The sequence below is a fragment of the Agrobacterium sp. ST15.16.055 genome (assembly GCF_027956555.1).
In the GTDB taxonomy this organism is placed as follows: Bacteria; Pseudomonadota; Alphaproteobacteria; order Rhizobiales; family Rhizobiaceae; genus Agrobacterium; species Agrobacterium salinitolerans.
Map to the genome: position 1 here is coordinate 24,826 of NZ_JAQKGN010000010.1, position 18,601 is coordinate 43,426.

The following is an 18,601-nucleotide window of genomic DNA, read 5'->3' on the forward strand; positions in this document are numbered from 1 at the left end:
GAGACATCACGCCGCACCGCAGACCCTCTCCCGGCTGCACCGCCATGCCTCTTCCTGTCATCGCAAAAGGCCCGTGACCTTGATTTACGTCAAAGTATTTTACGCAAAGTCATTACGTGAGAGGCGACCAGCTTCCGTCGGCATTACGGCATGCTGCGCCGCGCACTTTGGTTTCACGTCCGTCGACCGTCAGGGTGTGCGAATATTGCCGGCAATTCTGGTTGCCGACCTGATAGGGCGCATTGGCGACCACCTGTCCCTTGGCGTCATCGCCGGCCCAGGAAACCGGCGTGCCGACGGGCGCCGCTTCCAGCGCCTTATATTCGGCTTCCAGCGCCTTGGTCTGGTCACCCCTGTCGAGCTCAACGCCGCTTCGCCCGATGATGCCGCCTTGCAGGTTGGCCAGGAACGGCGTCGAGGGCTGCGACGAGCGGCCGAACAGGCCGCCGCCCGCCGGGCGGGTGCCCGTGGTGGTGCAGGCGCTTAGCATCGATACGCACAGGATCGAGACAAGCGCCGGGCGTGACACCAGCGAGCGCATCGTCACGGAGCGACAGCCATCATACACGTCAACCAAACCCTGTCCTCTTTCCTACCGCATTGCACCTAATATATCGCCATTGAATTTCTTGCCTTTTTTCTTGCCTCACGCAAGCTCTTTCGAAAGGCCCGGCAAAATCAGATCGGCTTTCAGCCCACCGATGCCGCTGCGCGACAACGAAAAGCGGCCATGGTACTCTGACACCACCTCGGAAACGATCGACAATCCAAGGCCCGTGCCCGGCCGGCTCTCGTCCAGCCGCCGCCCGCGCTTCATCGCTTCGCTTATCTGTTCCGGCTCAAGCCCCGGTCCGTCATCCTCCACCGTCAGTTCCACCCAGGCGCGACGGGCGATTTCCGCATCGGGGGACGGGTGCGTGCCAGCGGCGAGCGTGATGACCACACGCGCCTGGGCAAACCGCGCGGCATTTTCGAGGAGATTGCCGACGACCTCTTCCAGATCCTGCTGTTCCATACCGAGCACGGCGCCGGCCTCGTCAATGTTCAGAATGAACTGCTTGTCCGGGTTCAGACGGCGCATCACCCGCACCAGCCGTTCCAGCGCCGGCTCCGCTTCGACGCGGGCAAGGATCGAGCCGCGCTGGGCCGCGATGCGGGCGCGGGAGAGATAGGATTGTACCTGCGCCTGCATGGCATCTGCCTGCGCCCGCACCAGATCGCCATGCTGCGGCTCCAGCGTGCGGGCCTCGTTCAGAAGAACGGCGATCGGCGTCTTCAGCGAATGCGCCAGATTGCCGACCTGCATGCGGGCGCGCTCCACGAGGCGGCGATTGCTGTCGATCAGCGCATTGACCTCATTGGCCAGCGGCTGGATTTCACGCGGGAATTCGCCTTCGAGGCTTTCCGCCTCCCCGCCCCTGATCTTGCCGAGCGCCACGCGGGCCTGATCGAGCGGCCGCAGACTGTAGAGAATGGCAAGGCCGTTGACGACGAGACTGCCGACACCGAAAACGGCGAGCGCCAGATAAAGGCTGTTGGAGAAATCGCGCACATCGTCTTCCACGACGTTCAGATTGCCGGAGACACGGAAACGCGCCGCGCGCCCTTCGCCATCCAGCACGACTTCGGTTTCCGCCACGCGCACCTGATTGCCCGCCTCGTCGGTCACGGCATAAAAGCGCTCATAGCGGTTGTCGAAGGGCGCATCGAGAATGCTCGGCACCGGCAAAGTGGAGACGCCGAGCGACGATGACACCAGTGGCGCGGTCTGAAAATTGCCGAGCGGCTCAACAACCCAGTACCAGCCGGTATCGGGTTGCGAAAAGCGCAGATCGCCGAGCTGCGGGCTGCCGGCCAGCGTGTTCTCGTTGGAAATCGTCACGGAATTGATGACGTTGTAAAGCTGCGCCCGCAGAAGATCGGTGAAGCTGCGCTCCACTCCCTGCCGGTAAAGCGTCGAGATCACGACGGCGATCACCACCAGCGCCAGCACCGACCAGAGCGAGGCGAGCAGCAGAACGCGGGCGGTGAGGGAATTACTTCGCATCTGCCGGCGCTTGCATCCGGTAACCGAGACCACGGATCGTCTCGATCAGATCAACCCCGATCTTCTTGCGCAAACGTCCGACAAACACCTCGATCGTGTTGGAATCGCGGTCGAAATCCTGATCGTACATGTGCTCTACCAGCTCCGTGCGCGAGACGACCTCGCCCATGTGGTGCATGAGATAGGACAGGAGCCGGAACTCGTGCGAGGTGAGCTTCAGCGTCGTGCCGTTGACGGTCGCCTTGGAGGATTTGGTGTCGAGCCGGACAGGGCCGCAGACGAGTTCGGAGGAGGCGTGGCCGGCGGCGCGACGGATGAGCGCGCGCACGCGGGCAAGCACTTCTTCGACATGGAAAGGCTTGGTGACGTAATCGTCGGCGCCGGCATCGATGCCGGCGACCTTGTCGCTCCAGCGGTCGCGGGCGGTGAGGATGAGCACCGGCATGGCCTTGCCGGCCGCACGCCATTTTTCAACGACGGTGATGCCGTCGAGCTGCGGCAGACCGATATCGAGAACGATGGCGTCATAGGGCTCGGTATCGCCGAGGTAATGGCCTTCCTCGCCGTCGAATGCCTGATCGACAACATAACCGGCTTCTTTCAGCGCATCGGTCAGCTGACGATTGAGATTGGCATCGTCCTCAACAACGAGAATACGCATTGTCCGCCCTTTCCTTCCGTCCCGGCCCACGCGGGTGGCCGGTCATGCTACATGTGTCGGGTTGTTTTCCGATATTTCGGCGATGCGGGCAAGCTACATCGGCACGCGCATCGTTACCTTACGCGGGCGTTCGCCATTGCCCTGGACGAGAACGGTGACGACACAGGACTGACCGTCACCGGAAGGATAGACCGAAAGCAGCTGACCACCGGTTTCGCGCACCACGCGGGCGACGGCTGCGCCGCAATCGCTCGCCGCCAGAATGTAATGGCCCTGCAGATCAGCCTCGGGCGCCGTGAAACCGGAAAGCCCGGCTGCAAGCGTCGCGATGATGAGAGGTGATGCCATTCTACAAACTTCCAAAAACCGGGTGCGTCTCGAACCTTATTGTGAGCGAATATGTAGCGCAAAGCGTCTGAATGGCAAATGAATGCCGCCCCCGCCGCATGGGCGCATGGCGGGAACGGCGGCGTCGTGGGCGCTGTCAGCGAATGGCGCTGGTTGCCGAAAGACGGCCGTAAAGTGCGACCAGACCGCCGATTCCGCCCGCAACCGTCACCAGCCCGTCCGCAAGTTCGCCTTGCAGACCGGCGGGCAGATCGAGGCCGGCAATGCTGAAAAGCGGTGCGAAAACCGCGACCAGGGCGCCCCAGATCGTGCGCGATTGATACCATGCTTTGGTGCTGTCCATCGTCTCATCCTTTGTGTTGTTTTTCAGGCATATGTCAGATCGGGAGGGTGGCCTGCGCCACCAAGCCCGAGGGCACCGCGCGACCGAGCATTCGGACACGCACGGAAATGTGATCCCGCAATGCCGGGAAATCTGTGAGTTCGTCTGCGGCGGCGTAAAACCAGAAGGGTTGCGAAACCTCCGCCACCCTCCGCACGGTCTCGCCGTCCAGCACCTCGATGCGATAGAGCTCGAAGGGTTCGTCCAGCGGGATGTCGCTCGCATCCCAGCCGTCGGCCTCCACCCGGCCCCGGCGTTTCCACCCGATGAAAACGCCGTCCCTGCGCCGTTCGGCGGCAAGATGCACCGGCGCGAGCGGTGTCAGCGCCCGCAAGCCGCCCTCGAAGGCAGAAGGACCGCTTGGCGCGCCCGCCATTCCGGCAGCTTCCGCAATCCAGTTCAGGCGTCGTCCGCGCTCGCTCGCGGCAAGACCGAGAGGCCGCACCGCCGCATCCAGAACCACCACCGGCGCACCTTTCGGCGCGCCTGCGGCGAGCGCATCTTCCGTGCCGGCCAGTCCCCGCAGAAGAGCGGAGAGCCGCCAGCGTGCGGGTGCTATTTCCTCGGCCTTTGCAAAGGCGACGATTTCCCACACGCCGTTCGCCGCCTTGATGGCGAGACGGTTGTCGCCATTCAGCACCGAAAGCTCCCCGGCCGACGATACCTCGCCGAAGGGCAGATCGACGAAGACGGTGTTTTTCCGGTCGAAGCGGCCGGAAGGGCCCGATGTCAACGGCATCGCCAGCGCGCCGATCATCGCCGGCCGGTCCAGCAGCACGCGCTGCCGGTAACCTTCCCTGCCCGGCGACGCGGAAATGATGATTGGGCGCCAGGGCTTGGCAAGCGCCGCAATCCGCGCCGAATCCTCCGGCGCAGTGCCGTCATGGTAGGGCAGATCGAGAAACAGCACCTCCGGGGCGAAACCTTCCGCTCCGCTTACGCCGCTGCTGCGCCGTTCCTCCGCGCCGCCGGCAAAGACCGGAAAGACAGCGGAAAAAGCCCGCGCCTCCACCTGCCGCACCGCGCCGTCCTCGATCCGGCTGACCAGAAACCGCCCTGCCGGCGCCTGTGGAAAAGCCCCTTCCGGCAGACGAATACAATCACCCGGTTCAAGCGCGATATCGCCAGGCGGCAGAGCAAAGCGCAGGCTGCGCCGAGCCTGCCGGTTGTCGCGCAACAACGCCTCGACAGCGGCTTCCGCCGTTTCCGCAGGCAGGGCAGCGTTGAGATCGAGCCGCATCACCCGGCTGCCGGCATTGTCGATGCGGCGGGACCTTACACTTGCCTGCTCGTAATCCAGCGCCGGGTTGAAAGACGTCAGCACGGCTTCAGCCGCGAAATCGCTGTCATGGCCGCGATTTTCCGACCAGAGCGGCTCGTCCTCGAGATCGGCCAGCACGGCAATATCCCGCACCGGCAAGACCGCCGTATTGCGGGAGCGGAAGCGCAGGGTTCCGCCATCTTCCGTCACATCCACCTGAAACGCCGCCATCAGCGGCTCCAGGAGGTTGCGGGCCGAGGTCACGTCGCCCTGCACATAACCTCCCAGATCGCCGCTGACGGCCGAAACGTCGAAGTCGGAAAAGCCGTGATCGGCGAGGATGGCGGCGATGGTATCGGAAAGCGTTGCCGTGCCCAGCCTTCCGTTCAGCCAGTGGCCGGTGCGCCAGTTCCCACCATCGCTCCAGGCCGCACCATTCTGCGGAAAGGCGGGAAAGGGCCTTGCATCCCAGGTCCACAGATAGACCCTGCCTGCATCGACCATCGCCGCATCGCCCTTTCCCCAATGGTCGAGATGCGCCTCCAGAAACCGTCGCTGCTGGCTGTCGGCGCGATTGCGGCGGGAAAAATAGGGAAAGGCGTTTTCCGCCGATTTCGGATCGGGAAAGACATTGGGGCGCGTCGCGCTCTTGTCCACCGCCGGGCAGCCGAGTTCGGTGAACCAGATGGGCTTAGAGCGCGGCGCCCATGCCGTCGGCGTGGTTTTCTCCACACCCCGCACCCGGTCGTAGTGGAGGTTTCCCCACCAGTTGCGCAGGTCCTTGTAACGGAACACCCACGGCTTGCCCTTCAGCCCGTCGGTAATCGTCGTGCGCCGCCGCGCAGCGCGGTCCGCATCGCTGGCATAATACCAGTCGAACCCCTCTCCCGCCGTAATAGTGCGGCGCAAGGCGCTCACATCGTCCGGGCCGGTCATGCCGTCCGGATTGCCGTTTGCGGAATCCCCGTCGCGCCAGTCGGAAAGCGGCATGTAATTGTCGATGCCGATGGCGTCGATATTCGGGCTCGCCCAGAGCGGATCGAGATGGAAGAATACGTCGCCCGAACCGTCCGCCGGCTGGTGGCCGAAATATTCGCTCCAGTCCGCCGCATAGGTCAGCTTCACCGCTGGCCCCAATATCGCCCACACATCGCCCGCCAGCCGTACCAATTCCGCCACGAAGGGAAAGGCGTCGTTCTCGTCTCTCAGCGCCGTCAGCCCACGCAGCTCCGAGCCGATCAGGAAGGCATCCACCCCACCCGCCCGGGCCGCCAGCGCCGCATAGTGCAGCACCATGCGACGGTAGCCTTCATCGCGGTTGCAGAAGGCGGAAACCTGCGCCCTTGCACCCGCGCTTCGATCCGCAGAGCCGGCTCTGCCGGGTGCGGGAAAGCAGGAGATGCGCCCGCGCCAGGCATAGGCGTCCTGCTCGCTTTTGCCATAGGGGTCCGGCAGCCCATTGCCGATGGGAACATCCATCATCACGAAGGGGTAAAGGCACACCCGAAGGCCGCGCGCCCTGAGATCGGCTATCGCCTGCAACACGCTTTCGTCGTTCGGCGTGCCGCCATAGGCCGGGCCGCCGCCATGATGGCTGACAGGATGCGCCTCATCGCGCGACAGGCCGGCGACGGACCATGGCGTGGTTTCCCCATCCCGACCGACCACTTCCACGCCCGGCAGAATGCGGCATTCCCCCGCCCGCATATCCGTGCCGAACCAGCTCACCACCAGCGCCACGCTCTCAAGATTGGGGCAGAGCGCCTGCAATTCGTCGATTGCCGCCTGCCAGTCGGTCGAAGCGGTCAGGCCGTTACGGTTCATGATGCGGCTTTGGCCGATGCCCGTGCGTTCGCAAACCTGCGCGGTGGCGTATCCATGCTCGGTGGCGCCAGGAATGACGGTGATGGCGCGGATGGATTTTTCCAGCCGCCCGACAGGCCGCACCACTTCGAACTGCATCAGCGGAATGCGGTTGCCGAAGCCGTCGAGCGGCAGGCGTTCGAAGACCACATAGGCCAGTCCGCGAAAGGCCGGCGCATTGCCCGCCCCCTGCTTCGCCTCGATCAACGGATCGGGCATTTGTGTCTCGCTGCCGGGATAAAAACGCATCTCGATGGCGCTCAGGTCCAACTCCCGCCCATCGGCCCAGACACGCCGCACCATGGCCACCTCACCTTCGCAAAGGCCGATGGCGACGTTGGCAAAATAACTGAAGGTTTCGACCTTCGGGCCACGGTTGCCCTTGCCGCCACGGCGCTCCACCTCGACGCTTTCTTCAAAACGCGTCGCCCAGATCAGCGTGCCGCCGATCCTTGCTGCGCCATAAAGCCGGTTGATCGCCGCGCCCTCATCCGCCCCCAGAATGCGCGCGGTCGAGAGCCGCGCGCCCGTTACCGTCCGCCCGTTGGAAAGCAGCGTGCGGTCGATGGCATTGCCCGCCAGCGCCCCGGCCGCCCGGCCGATTACTGCGCCCAAAGGACCGAAAATGCCGCCGAGTGCCGCGCCCGCCGCCTGAAAAACGATTGTCGCCATGCTTGCCTCGAAAAATCAGGGATCGGGAAAACGGAAAACGCCGGCGATGCGCCGCCGCCAGCCCGGCACCAGCGCCGAACGCACGACCGCCGCCTGTTCATAGGCATGGATGAAATGCTGCGGCCCGGCCAGAATGCCGAGATGTTTGGCCGCCGCATCGGCCCGCCAGCGAAACAGGAGCAGGTCTCCCGGCCTTGCCTCTTCCATGCCCGACACCGCCGGAAAATGGCGTCTTGCCGCCGCCATCAGCCGGTCCTCGCCGCCGCGTTCGGCCCAATCGGGCGCATAGGGCGGCGGCAATTCCGGTTCGAGGCCGTAAAGGTCTCGCCAGACGCCGCGAATGAGGCCGAGGCAATCGCAACCGACACCCTTCAACGAAGCCTGATGCCGATAGGGCGTGCCGATCCAGCCTTCGGCGAGCGCCAGCACTCTTTCGCCGGTATCGCTCATGAAAACAGCGCCCCGCCGTCATGGCTCTCGCCGCCTGCGGCATAGGAATAGGCAAAATCCGACCCCGGAAGATGCGGAAAACCACGAAAATTCAGATGGTTGGCGAATTTTGCCCGGCAGGTGGAAAAACTCTTGTCGCAGCCGGCGGTGACGGAAAACGTGTCTCCCGGCGAAGGCGTCTGTTCCGGCGGCAGCCAGAAGGACAGAAGCACCCCGCCGTCTCGTCGCTCTTGCCCGTCGAGATCAAACCCCTTGCCGGCGAGCGGGCCGGTCAGAAAATGCAGCTTCCCCCGGCTGAAGAAATCATCGGCAAAGGCATCTAGCCCGGAGACGATCAGGCCGCCCGAGGCGTCCACCGCCGCCACGCGGCCGTGCCCGGTAAAGCGCGCCAGATCGACGCCGCAACGCCCGTCGCCAAGGGCGGCGTCGCAGCGCCGCCCATAGACCCTGCCCTGCGGCTGGCTGAGGCGGTGGGCGAGGCTGCGCAGCTCGGCGCGAAACGCCCCGCCGGCCCGCGTCACCTCGCCAATCTCGCGCCTGTTCAGCAGCACATGCTGCTCGGGCGCCTGCCAGTTGACGAGGAAAAGCTCCACCCTCGCGCCATCGAAACGTCCGGCGGCCAGATCGCCCTCGGCAATCGCCTCGCTCGAAAAACCACCCGCCACCTCCCCGACGCCTGCGCCGAGCCCCGTTTCGCCCTCGCTATCGCTGGAAGAAAAGCCACTGGCGGCAAGGTAGGAGGTACCGGCAAACGAAATCGCCTCGTCATGATCGGTAAAACCAATCACCGCACCATCTTTCAGTGTCACCTTCCAGCAATGGCATGTCGTCGTCGCATCGGCCTTGAGATGCTCCGCAAGCGCGGCGGGAATGGTTTTCATGGCAGGATTTCCATCAGTGGAATGGAGGGAATGCGGCCCGCCTCGAAAGCGGTCAGATTCACGTCGATACGGTCGATCCCGAAGCGGACCGGCACGTCGAATTCGAAACCGGCGCGGATCGCGGCGCCGGCGTGCGGAACCCGCCCCGCCCGGAACACGATCATGCCGGTTACATGATCGACCGCCACATCGGCCGCTTCGACCTTCACCCCCTCGACCGAAACCATGACCGAGCCTTCGACCGGCTTCTCGATCCGCCGGGAGAACGCGCCGCCCGCATCGGCATAGATCTTCCGCAAGTGAAAATCTGCTGTCGTCCCGTCACCGGTGCCGATCTTCTGATCGGTCGCGGCGGGCGTCTTCCCCGGCGGACAGGATTTGAAATCCACAGGGTCGCGAAAACGAAAGCCATATAGTTCGCCGCGCCGCGCCTCGAAAAAGGCAAGCACCTCATAAAGATCGGCGACGGAGCGGATACCGGACCCGGCGTCATAGCTGCGTCTGGCGTTCCTCCAGCGCTGGTTGCGGCTTTCGCGGCCATTGGAGAGGTTAACGATATCCGTTCGGCGCACCGGCCCGCCGCTGACGCCGAGCGCAAGCCGCAGCGGAAACCGCACTTCATGAAATGCCGCCATGTCGTTGTTCCTGGATTCTTTTCTGTGGTCTGGGAAAAGAGCGCGTCACAATCCGCGCTGGCCGCGCCCGACGCTACGCGCCAGCATGGCGGCGATCTGGCCTTCGCTTTTCCGAAAGCTCGCAGCATCCGTCGCCGTCACGTTAAAAACGATCTGCGCCCCGCCGCCGCCCGACGGCGCGGCAACGCCGAGAGCGCCATCCGAACCGCGCTTCAGCGGCAGGATCGCTTCCGCCCCCGCCTCGCCCATCAGGCCAAGCCCGCCGCCCATCGGAAAAAAGGCGGGGCTGGAAACGACGCCGCCATCGGCAAAGGGCGTGATGCCGCGTCCCGGCACACCGCCATCGGCAAAGGCGAACAGCGAACCGCCGCCGCTCAACAGCCCGCTGACGGCATTGCCAATCATGCCCTCAAGCGGTTTCAGACCGGCAGAGAGCGCAATGCCGGACAACCGCTGCCCCAACCCGCGCAAGACGTCATCCAGCCCTTTGCCGCCCGCCGTCGCCGCCTGCAGGGCCGAGGACAGGGCCGCCCCGAACCGCTCGGACCGGCGTTCGAGATCGCCCATCGCCTCCGACAACGCCTCCGCCTCTTGCCGGTTTTCCGCCATCGATCCTTCGCCCACCATCGCGCTTGCCTTTCTGATTCAAATCGGAACCATAAATTTTTGAAATGCTTGATCGTTTTAGGGAATTAACTCACCGATCCGGAAACCGCCGCATCATCGCTTCCATCGCCGGACGGTCGGGGCCGCGGGGAACGGCGTTGCCGCCCGTCATCGCGAAGAATTCCCGCGGGGTCAGCCGCCAGAAGGTTTCTGAGGACAGCCGCAGCAGGCAGAAGCCGGCATGGACAACCGCCTCCCAGGGGAACGGGCGCGGCGTCGCTTCGCCTGCTGCGGCGCTCAAGGGCCCGGTGGCGTCTCACCTTTCAGGCCGCCGAAAGTCGCGGTCAGAAGATCGGCGACAATGGCGGCATGGCCGGCAATGCCGCCTTCCACCGTGGCGGCGGCCACATCGTCGTCGGAAAAGACATTGCCCGCACCTCGCAGGCCCGCGCCTATCACTCTAATCATGTCGGCCGCCTTCATGCGGCCGCTCGCGAAACGTTCGGCGAGCGCGGTGAGGTCCTCTGCTGCAAAGGCGGTTTCGAGTTCGGCGAGAGCCCCGAGCGTCAGGCAAAGAATGCGCCTTTCGCCGTCGATCAGCGCTTCGATCTCGCCGCGATGGCGGTTCGCCCGCCCGTAACGCAAACGCTCAGCCATCACAACGCTCCGAAATTGAGAAGACCGGCCGATTCCAGCGCGATCTCGAATTGCACCTCGCCATCGTGGCGGCCGGAATATTCGAGCGCCACGATCTGAAACGGGCCGGCAATGGTGCCGAAATCGGGAATGACGATCTGCCAGCCCGGAATGGTGCCGGCGAAAAATGCGCCGCGCACCAGTGCATCGCTAGCCGCATCCTTGAAGATGCCCGACGCCGTCAGAGCGGCTCTCTGCACGCCAGCACCCGCCAGCAACTCGCGCCAGCGACCGGCGCTTTCCCCATCGGTAATGTCCACCGCCTGGGCGTTGAAGGCCAGCCGCTTGGTTCTGAGCCCGGCAACAGTGACATATGTTCCGGTATTGTTGAATTTCAGCAGAAAATCCTTGCCCTTCTGCGCCACCATCATGTTTCCTTCCGTTTCGATTGCGGTTGCAGGGTGTTGCGGGCCTGCGACCAAAAATGTTTCTTCCTCTCGCATTCAGCGATCTTGCCATGTCCGACGCTGCCACCCTGACGTCCCGCGCGCGCCTTATCGGCGTGCTTGCGCTCGGGCAGATCGTGAGTTGGGGCACCGGTTTCGATATGCTGGCCGTTCTTGCGCCGCGCATTGGCGGCGAACTGGCGATCGGCAATGAGGTCGTTTTTGCCGGCCTCACCATCATGATGCTGATCAGCGCGCTTTGCGGCCCGCTGCTGGGAAGAATGCTCGTCCGCCGCGGCGCGGACCCCGTGCTGACGGCCGGTTCCGTGCTGTTCGCCGTCGGTTTTGCCGTGCTTGCCGTTTCGAGCGATATCGCAAGTTATCTTTTCGGCTGGGCCGTCATGGGTCTGGCCGCGACCTGCGGGTTGACGACGGCTGCCCATACGGCGGTGGTGGAGCGCGTGGGCGCGGAAAGCGGCCGGTTGCTGACGCTTCTGATGCTGTTCACCGGGCTTTCGGGGGCGGTTTTTCTGCCCCTCACCGCGTTTGTTGAACAGCATCTCGCTTGGCGCGGCACACTTCTGCTTTATGCCTGCCTGCAGATATTCGTGCTTCTGCCCCTCTATCTCTTTGTCCTTCCCGCCCGTCCGCCCCACAAGGAATCGCATCGGCAGACATCCGACGCTCCTTCGTCTTCGCCGGTCGATACACGCCGGGCTTTTCTGCTTCTGGCGGCCATGACGACAATCTGCGCCTTTACGACCTTCGGCCTGTCGCCGCTCTTGCCGCTGCTGCTGGTTCAGGCGGGCGCAACGCAATCGCTTGCGGTGCAGCTGGCATCGGCGCGCAGCCTGCTGGCAATTACGGCGCGCGGGCTGGATTTCCTGCTGGGAAAACGCGGCGGTCCCTTTCTTACCGCCATGATCGGCCTCTGTCTTCTGCTCCTGTCGCTGCTGCTGTTGCTGGCCTTTGCCCCGGCCATACCGGCCTTCATCGGCTTCATCGTGTTTTTCGGTTTCGGCGCCGGCTTGCTCACCGTCAGCCGGGCCGTTTTGCCGCTGGCGGTGTTTTCCCCGGGGGAATACGGTCTTCAGGCGGCGCGCATCTCGCTGCCGCAGAACCTCGCCATCGCCGTTGCACCCGTTATTTTCACGCTGGCGCTGGAGCGCGGCGGGGTGGCGGCCATGCTTGGCATCGCCGCCGTGCTGATCGCCATTTCGTTCGTGCTGCTTGTCCTTCTGTGGAAAACCGTACGCAGGCAAAGCGCCTGAAACGGCGCTACTCCGTCACCGCCCTGAAACGTATCTCCGCGATGAAGTTCCGGGACTTCGCCTCGCGCCTCGAGCGGCTGGAAAGAAGCCGCAGGTTGACGAGAGAGACGCCGGCAATCGGCAGCGCGGCATCATCGAGCAGGATCGTCACCCGGTCGACGATTTCGCCTGCACCCCTGCGGCCATTGGCGTCGCTCCATATATGCAGCGACAAGAAATGCTCCTCGGCCCTTTCCGTCGCCGTCGAATAGTCACGGCTTTCGAGATCATCGATAACGATGCACGGCAGAACCGCGCGCGGCAGAAGCCGGTCGACGACACCGCCGGGGATGAGCGCCGTCAGCGCCGCATCGCCCGTCAGTCGCGCGAAGATCGCCTGAAGAAGCAGGTTTGCGGCGCTCATCGGCTTTCCTCCTCACAGCGGCAGACGATGAAGCGGCGTGTTTCATCCGGGTCAATGACCGCCCGGATCGCCAGAATGCGGCGGCCCTTGCGAAAGCGCATGCCGGGGTCGATGTCGCCACGGTAAGCCAGCCAGACGCGGTGGGTGATCGTCACGCCCTCGGCCGAGGCCCTTTCATGCGACGCCTCGGAAAGGGGTTCGATCGCAGCCCAGAGCGACCGCAGGAAATTCCAGCTTTCGGCAGCACCGCCCTGCCCGTCCGGCGTTTCGGTCCGCACCTCCAGTTCCAGCCGCGCGGTCAGCCTGCCGGGATCGAGAAAAACAAGGTTCATGTCTCAAAGCCCCAGACGGCAGAAGGGCGCCACCAGCCGCTCGTAGCCGGCGGGAACAGCGGCGGGCTGGTTTTCCGGGGCGACCGCGCCGCGAAGTGCGAACATCTGCGCCACATGTATCAGCATGGCGCGTTTCAGCGTATCGGGCACATCCGTTCCCGCCTCGCCGTAACCGGCGATGAAATCGATCTCGATGCCGTTCATCGCCCGTCCAGGGGCTGGCGGATCGCGCAGCCACAGCCTTGCGGGACGCGCCGCGCCATCGAGCAATTTTTCCCCGGCGGTAATGTCCGCCGGGCGCCCCTCGCCGTCAAAAACCAGTATGGTTTCGATGGCTTGCACCGGTGTCCTGCCAATCAGAATCACACCGTTCTCAGGCCACCGGTCGAGATAAAGCCGCCAGGTCTGGCGGATCAGGCAAAGTCCGGTCGTGCGTTCCAGATGCTCGCGGGCGGTGCGGATGAGCGCGGCAAGAAGCGCGTCCTCATCGCCGCTGTCGAGACGCAGATGCGCCTTCGCCTCGGCAAGCGTCAGCGGCTCCGCCTGCGGCGGATGAATGAGGGCATAGGTCATGGGGTCTCCGGGGTGACGGCAATAAAGGCTGGATGAGCGAGTGGGCGCAACGAATTTCTTCTCCCTGTGGGGGAGAAGAAAGGAGCGGCACCGTCGAGGTTCAATTCACCCCGAATTTCACCAGCTTGATCGCCTCGAAATTCTGCACGCCGCCGCCCACGCGTTTGGTGGTGTAGAACAACACGTAAGGTTTGGCCGAATAGGGATCGCGCAGGATGCGCACCCCGGTGCGGTCAACGACGAGATAGCCGGCGCGGAAATCGCCAAAGGCGATGGCAAAGCTGTTGGCCGCCACGTTCGGCATGTCCTCCGCTTCCGTCACCGGAAAGCCCATCAGCGAGGCCGGCTGGCCGGCGGCGGCCGGCGGATGCCAGAGATAGGCGCCGCTGGTATCCTTGAACCGGCGCAGCGCCCCTTGCGTCTTGCGGTTCATCAGGAAGGTGCCGTTCTGGCGGTGGCCGGCTTTGAGCGCATAGACGGCGTCGAGCAGCACATCCATCGGCCCGGCGGAGGCGAAACCGGCCGAAACGCCGGTCGCGACATACCCGATATTGCCCCAGCTCCAGCCATCATTGGCGACAGCGGTGTAGGAGAGGAAACCCTTGGGCTTGTTCACGCCATCGCCGGCGATGAAGGCGGCGGCCTCCTGTTCGGCAAAAGCAATGTCAACTTCGGAGGCGATCCAGGCTTCGATATCGACTGCCGCGTCATCCAGCAACCCTAGAGTCGCGGCCGGCATGGCGTAGAGCTCCATGGTCGGAAAGGACAGTTCGGCAAGCTGCGGCGTTGCCGTCTGCGGGCGTGCCGCCGTCTCGGAAACCCAGCCGGTCGTCATGCCGCCGGGCGAGAAGGGTTTCTTCAAAACGGCGGCCGAAACCTGCCGCACGGTCGCCAGCGCCCGGATCGGCGAAATCGCCGTCATGCGCCGGCCGATCTCGCCATCCGTCTCGTTCGGCAGCAGAAAACCGCCATCGGCCCCAGTCGAACCGGCAAAGGCCTTGGCCTCCAGATCGCGCAGCGCGCCCTCCTCGCCGCGACGGATATAGGCCTCGAAAGCGGCCTTGTGTTCCTCGGCATCGTGGGAAAGCGCATCCTTGCGGCCAAGCGCGGGGCGCGCTTTCTTGAGCGCCAGGTCGTCCATGATTTTGCGGTTGTCGTCGAGCGCCCTGTCGATGCGGTCGAGCTTGTCGCGGGTCACGACATCAGAGCCCATCTTGCGCTCGATATCGGCAAGCCGCTGGTCGTTGGTTTCGCGGAAGACCTCGAAAGCCTCCATGAACTCGTCGAAGGCGGCCGTCACCGTATCGGGTACGGCCTTCACCTGCGGCGCGGCGGTCATCGGGGCTGGTTTCGTCATCTGTTCCGTCATCTGGTTTTCCTTGTTCGTTGATATCTTTGCGGTCAGCGTTTGAAGGTTGTGTCGAACAGCGAGCGGGCGGCGCGGCGCATGCTGCGCACCAGTTCGGTCTCGCGGTCGCGGAAGAAGCGGGCATGCTTGACGTCGGAAACCCGCGCCGAGGGAAGCATCGGAAAGGTCACGACCGAGATTTCCCACAGATCGGCTTCCAGAATGCGCCGGACACCCTGGTTCGCCGCCTTGCCGGAACGTACGGTGCGAAAGCCGATGGACAGCCCATCCAGCGCCCCGGTCTTCATCAGCGAATGCACCTCGCGGGAGCGGGCAACGCCGGGGGCAAGAACGCCCTCGACATAAAGGCCGCGCTCGTCTTCGCGGATGGTGCGCCAGGCGCCGATAGGCTCGGCCGGATCGTGCTGGTAGAGCATGCGGATGCCGGCTGCGCCCCGCTCCTCGATGGAGCGGCGGAAAGCGCCGCGCTCGATGACATCCTGACCTAGATCGACCTCGCCGAAGACGCTGGCATAACCGGAAAAGGTGCCGTCGACGGTTATGCCGCGCAGCTCCAGACTGGCGAATTTGCGCGTGGCGGGACGCGGCCCGCGATAGACGTGCATGGGTAACTCCTGCGATGTGAAGGGGAATGTCAGCCGCGTGGACGGGCGCTGTAACGATCGGCGATGCGCACCAGCAGGCCCAGCCCCCACCACGCGCCCATGCTGGCGGCGGCGGAACCCGCCACCATGATTTCCCGGCCCGAAAGCGCGCCGGCGATATCGAGCTGCTGCACGATCCACAAGCCGATAGGCCCGCCGAAGATCATGCCGCAGGAAACGCCGGTGATGAACCGGCTCGCAGCCTCGCGTTTGCTTTTCGGCAGGAGATAAACGAGCGATACACCCGCGCCCGCCACGGCGCCGGTGATGCGGGCGGCCCAGATGCCGGCCTCATTGGCGAATTCAGACATGGGTAATCATTCCGTTCTAGGATGTTGTCATCGGGCGGACGCGCCGCGTCGCACGCAGGCGTGTTTTGCGCGCCTGCGCCGGGTGATTTTGCGAATCTTTGGAGAAGCTTGGGCGGAACACCTCACAAAGAGAGTCCGGTTCTTCAGAAAATGATTGAACAGGAAACCGGGGTTTCGATCCCGCCGGACGGCGATCAATAACCGACGGCTTCGCGCTTTTCCTCGTCGCTCAGGAACGAGGCCGCGCCGATGCGGGACCAGAGCGCATCCCGCTCGCCGGCAAGCCCGGCAATCTTGTCGAGATCGGGTTCGAGCCTCAACCCCGGACCGAAGACCGGAGAAAGCCAGCCGCAGAGCCGTGCCGCCGTGCGATAAACCAGCGGCAGCACGGTGAGGCGATAAAAGGCGCGGTTCGCCTCATGGTAATTGGCATAGGTATTGTCGCCGGGAATGCCGATCAGCATCGGCGGCACGCCGAGCGAAAGCGCGATATCGCGCGCCGCCCCGTTGCGGGCCTCCAGAAAATCCATGTCGCGCGGCGAAAGACCCATGGCCTTCCAGTCAAGCCCGCCCTCCAGCAGCAGCGGACGGCCGGCATTCATCGCGCCCTGATAGCCTTCCTCCAGTTCACGCTTCAGCCGCTCATATTGCTCGGTGGAGAGATTGCCGCCCTCCTTCGGCTGATAGACCAGCGCCCCGGAAGGCCGGGCGGAATTGTCGAGCAGGCGTTTGTTCCACTGGCTGGCGGCATTGTGGAGATCGAGCGCCGCACCCGCGGAGGCGAGCGGCGCAAAACCCGCCCGATCATCGAGCGGATGGAAAAGTTTCACATGCAGAAGCCCCAGCCCGTCGCGCTCGGCGGCGATGTGGCGGGAGGCGCGGCCTTCGGCGCGGTAGTCATAGGCTACCGGCCAACCATCCGGCCCTTCGACGATGCTGACCCGGTCGGGCCGCAGAAGATGCAGCTCTCGCAGCCGCCCGCCCACCGTCAACGGCTCGATATAGGCGTTTCCGGCGAGCATGAGGTGGCCATAAAGCGCCTCAAAAAAATCCGGCCCGCCCATATGGGCGCTCGGTTTTAGAAGCAACGCCAAAAGCGGGTGACCGGTCAGTTCCTCATCGCCATCATAAAGCAGCCAGCTGACCGAGGCCGACGCCTCCGCCACCATGCGGGCGGCCCGGTGCGCGACCGGGTTTTTCATGAAGCCTTCGCGGGCAAGCGCGGCATAGGACCGGCCCGACCAGAAGGCCTGCCCGCCCTGCACGGCAACCGCCATGAAGCCATCGGCCATTTTCCGGCTTTCAGGCGCGGCTCTGCCATCCGCCGGGCGCAGCCACGGCAGGGAGAAGGGAAATCGCATGGAGTTGTCCTTGTTTTGATGGCGCGCGGCGTCGAGTCCTGCGGCGTCGCCCGCGTGGGGTTTTCACCGACAGGCTAGACCCTGACATTTCTGACGAAGTCCTGAAAGCTCTCTTTCGTCATGCTCGGGCCTGTCCCGAGCATCTGCAACGTCTCGATTTTATTGGACGTGATCAGATCCTTGGGACAAGCCCAAGGATGACGTCGCGCGTGAGGCACCCCGTCCGCACAGCGGCAATATCTCGCGCCAACTTCGGCGAAACCGGACGTTTACCGGATCGGCGCTTTCACCGCCGTGTCGCTGTCGAAATCGGCCGCGACACGGGTCTCGCGCAGCGGCTTTACCGTGCGGGTCGAAAGATCATAAGCGGGGTCGGCCTTATAGGCCGCCAGCGCCGCCTCGTTTTCAAACTCGCCATAGACGATGAAATCGACCGAATTGCCCCATTGGTCCTTCTTCACGTTCTCGCCGATTTCCAGCTTCAGCGAATGCGGTATCGCGGTCAGGCCGGAAAGCCCCCTGCGCACGGCGTCGCGGTTTTCCTCGGGAACGGTGAAAAAGACGATATGGCGGATCACGGTGTCACCTGTCATGCAGAATTCGAAGGCAGCTTTTTCGGCGCCGGGTAACGGGTTATCATCTGGCCCGCCCGGGTTCAATCCGCGCCGCGACAAGCGCGTGATGAAATGCGCGCCCGTAACCGCCCACCAGCCGCGCCCTGTCGCTGCCATTGATGATGGCGCGGGCGCCGTCCCAATCCTCGCGCCTGTCGCCGAAGAAATCGGAAAGCCTGCGGCCGGTAAAACCGCCGCCCGCCATGCCGTGGATCAGGATCGCGGTGGCCACCTCCGCCTCCATGGCCCGTTCCGGCCGCTCCAGGAGATCGACGCCGGTCAGCACCGACATGGCCTTGTAATTGCGCCGATGCGTCAGCTGCACGAAGCCGCGCCCCAGCCAGCTTTTACCCTCCTCGTCCGGCCGCCAATAGGGCTTGCGCACCATGGGCAGCCTGCCCGCCGCAAAGGCGCGGTCGAGCCTGACGATTGCTTCGGCGTCGCTTGCCGCCAATGTTTCGCGCACCGGCTGCATGGTCGCCGCCGTCTCGTGAAAGGCGGTCGCCAGCATATAGGCGAGCCAGCGCGGGTCACCGCGCGGCAGCGCCTTTTCGAAACCGGCAAGCACCGTTTTCGTGCCGGCAAGCTGGGCGGTGCGCAGGCGGCCTCCAAAAATGGAAATTCGCACCGACGCGAAGAATCGCGCCTCATCATAGGCCATGGAAGGCTCCTGAAAATGACAGGCGACATGACGCCCGGTTTTTTCCCACATGACTGCCGTCAGAACTAAATCGATTTGAAAAAACCTTAATCGATTTTAATCCGAAGGCTGGGGGATTGAGGTAAAAAATTCCTTGAATTTCGGAACCTTAGCGGGCTTACTCCATTCACCGCG

General features: G+C 64.1%; 23 protein-coding genes. 1 reads left to right on the forward strand and 22 read right to left on the reverse strand.

Annotated features, from left to right (window positions below):
• Positions 1 to 112: 112 nt before the first annotated feature.
• The 13 genes from PL599_RS15155 to PL599_RS15215 form a co-directional block, all read right to left on the reverse strand.
• Positions 113 to 541 carry a hypothetical protein gene (locus PL599_RS15155; RefSeq protein ID WP_077982653.1) on the reverse strand — a complete coding sequence of 143 codons (429 nt, stop codon included), beginning with the start codon at positions 539 to 541 and terminating at the stop codon, positions 113 to 115.
• Positions 542 to 646: 105 nt separating this feature from the next.
• Positions 647 to 2,047: an ATP-binding protein gene (locus tag PL599_RS15160; protein WP_137409984.1), complete on the reverse strand. Its 1,401-nt coding sequence runs from the start codon at positions 2,045 to 2,047 to the stop codon at positions 647 to 649.
• Positions 2,037 to 2,708 (reverse strand): response regulator transcription factor, encoded by a 672-nt coding sequence (locus tag PL599_RS15165; RefSeq protein WP_006311298.1) that lies wholly within the window; start codon positions 2,706 to 2,708, stop codon positions 2,037 to 2,039. Before PL599_RS15165 ends, PL599_RS15160 begins: the two co-directional genes overlap by 11 nt.
• A 93-nt stretch (positions 2,709 to 2,801) precedes the next feature.
• The gene (locus PL599_RS15170) at positions 2,802 to 3,056 is read right to left on the reverse strand and encodes a hypothetical protein (protein WP_003497070.1); all 255 of its coding nucleotides are present in this window, start codon (positions 3,054 to 3,056) and stop codon (positions 2,802 to 2,804) included.
• A gap of 136 nt (positions 3,057 to 3,192) precedes the next feature.
• Complete coding sequence (locus PL599_RS15175) at positions 3,193 to 3,399, reverse strand: hypothetical protein (RefSeq protein ID WP_035262738.1); 207 nt, start codon at positions 3,397 to 3,399, stop codon at positions 3,193 to 3,195.
• 34 nt (positions 3,400 to 3,433) lie between these two features.
• Complete coding sequence (locus PL599_RS15180; protein ID WP_269824402.1) at positions 3,434 to 7,234, reverse strand: baseplate multidomain protein megatron; 3,801 nt, start codon at positions 7,232 to 7,234, stop codon at positions 3,434 to 3,436.
• A 15-nt stretch (positions 7,235 to 7,249) separates the two neighbouring features.
• Positions 7,250 to 7,684 (reverse strand): C40 family peptidase, encoded by a 435-nt coding sequence (locus tag PL599_RS15185; protein ID WP_173988463.1) that lies wholly within the window; start codon positions 7,682 to 7,684, stop codon positions 7,250 to 7,252.
• Entirely contained in the window at positions 7,681 to 8,565 is an 885-nt protein-coding gene (locus tag PL599_RS15190; RefSeq protein WP_269824403.1) for a DUF2163 domain-containing protein, read from the reverse strand. The genes PL599_RS15185 and PL599_RS15190 overlap by 4 nt, the downstream gene beginning before the upstream one ends.
• The gene (locus tag PL599_RS15195) at positions 8,562 to 9,200 is read right to left on the reverse strand and encodes a TIGR02217 family protein (protein ID WP_269824404.1); all 639 of its coding nucleotides are present in this window, start codon (positions 9,198 to 9,200) and stop codon (positions 8,562 to 8,564) included. Before PL599_RS15195 ends, PL599_RS15190 begins: the two co-directional genes overlap by 4 nt.
• A 45-nt stretch (positions 9,201 to 9,245) precedes the next feature.
• Positions 9,246 to 9,827 (reverse strand): phage tail tape measure protein, encoded by a 582-nt coding sequence (locus PL599_RS15200; RefSeq protein ID WP_269824405.1) that lies wholly within the window; start codon positions 9,825 to 9,827, stop codon positions 9,246 to 9,248.
• A gap of 70 nt (positions 9,828 to 9,897) precedes the next feature.
• Complete coding sequence (locus PL599_RS15205; RefSeq protein ID WP_142912447.1) at positions 9,898 to 10,107, reverse strand: rcc01693 family protein; 210 nt, start codon at positions 10,105 to 10,107, stop codon at positions 9,898 to 9,900.
• A complete protein-coding gene (locus tag PL599_RS15210) occupies positions 10,104 to 10,463 on the reverse strand; it encodes a gene transfer agent family protein (RefSeq protein ID WP_142912446.1) in 360 nt (119 codons plus the stop codon). Before PL599_RS15210 ends, PL599_RS15205 begins: the two co-directional genes overlap by 4 nt.
• Positions 10,463 to 10,870: a phage major tail protein, TP901-1 family gene (locus tag PL599_RS15215; RefSeq protein WP_142912623.1), complete on the reverse strand. Its 408-nt coding sequence runs from the start codon at positions 10,868 to 10,870 to the stop codon at positions 10,463 to 10,465. Before PL599_RS15215 ends, PL599_RS15210 begins: the two co-directional genes overlap by 1 nt.
• An 89-nt stretch (positions 10,871 to 10,959) precedes the next feature.
• Between PL599_RS15215 and PL599_RS15220 the strand changes: the two genes are divergently transcribed.
• Positions 10,960 to 12,159: an MFS transporter gene (locus PL599_RS15220; protein ID WP_269824406.1), complete on the forward strand. Its 1,200-nt coding sequence runs from the start codon at positions 10,960 to 10,962 to the stop codon at positions 12,157 to 12,159.
• Positions 12,160 to 12,166: 7 nt separating this feature from the next.
• Here the strand turns inward: PL599_RS15220 and PL599_RS15225 are convergent, their stop codons facing one another.
• The 9 genes from PL599_RS15225 to PL599_RS15265 all read right to left on the reverse strand — a co-directional run bounded on the left by PL599_RS15225 (position 12,167) and on the right by PL599_RS15265 (position 18,427).
• Positions 12,167 to 12,562, reverse strand: a complete 396-nt coding sequence (locus tag PL599_RS15225; RefSeq protein ID WP_173988458.1) for a DUF3168 domain-containing protein — start codon at positions 12,560 to 12,562, stop codon at positions 12,167 to 12,169.
• Positions 12,559 to 12,894: a phage head closure protein gene (locus PL599_RS15230; RefSeq protein WP_142912444.1), complete on the reverse strand. Its 336-nt coding sequence runs from the start codon at positions 12,892 to 12,894 to the stop codon at positions 12,559 to 12,561. The genes PL599_RS15225 and PL599_RS15230 overlap by 4 nt, the downstream gene beginning before the upstream one ends.
• A 3-nt stretch (positions 12,895 to 12,897) precedes the next feature.
• Complete coding sequence (locus PL599_RS15235) at positions 12,898 to 13,467, reverse strand: head-tail connector protein (protein WP_077982665.1); 570 nt, start codon at positions 13,465 to 13,467, stop codon at positions 12,898 to 12,900.
• Between the two features lie 100 nt (positions 13,468 to 13,567).
• Positions 13,568 to 14,836, reverse strand: coding sequence for a phage major capsid protein (locus tag PL599_RS15240; RefSeq protein WP_269824407.1), 1,269 nt, complete (start codon positions 14,834 to 14,836; stop codon positions 13,568 to 13,570).
• Between the two features lie 32 nt (positions 14,837 to 14,868).
• A complete protein-coding gene (locus tag PL599_RS15245; protein WP_077982667.1) occupies positions 14,869 to 15,441 on the reverse strand; it encodes an HK97 family phage prohead protease in 573 nt (190 codons plus the stop codon).
• Positions 15,442 to 15,470: 29 nt separating this feature from the next.
• The gene (locus PL599_RS15250; RefSeq protein ID WP_077982668.1) at positions 15,471 to 15,791 is read right to left on the reverse strand and encodes a DUF6107 family protein; all 321 of its coding nucleotides are present in this window, start codon (positions 15,789 to 15,791) and stop codon (positions 15,471 to 15,473) included.
• A gap of 194 nt (positions 15,792 to 15,985) precedes the next feature.
• On the reverse strand, positions 15,986 to 17,152 hold the full coding sequence (locus PL599_RS15255) for a phage portal protein (protein ID WP_269824408.1): 1,167 nt from the start codon (positions 17,150 to 17,152) through the stop codon (positions 15,986 to 15,988).
• A 269-nt stretch (positions 17,153 to 17,421) separates the two neighbouring features.
• Positions 17,422 to 17,730, reverse strand: coding sequence for a Dabb family protein (locus PL599_RS15260; RefSeq protein ID WP_003522330.1), 309 nt, complete (start codon positions 17,728 to 17,730; stop codon positions 17,422 to 17,424).
• Positions 17,731 to 17,788: 58 nt separating this feature from the next.
• Positions 17,789 to 18,427, reverse strand: coding sequence for a hypothetical protein (locus PL599_RS15265; protein ID WP_269824409.1), 639 nt, complete (start codon positions 18,425 to 18,427; stop codon positions 17,789 to 17,791).
• Between the last annotated feature and the right edge of the window lie 174 nt (positions 18,428 to 18,601).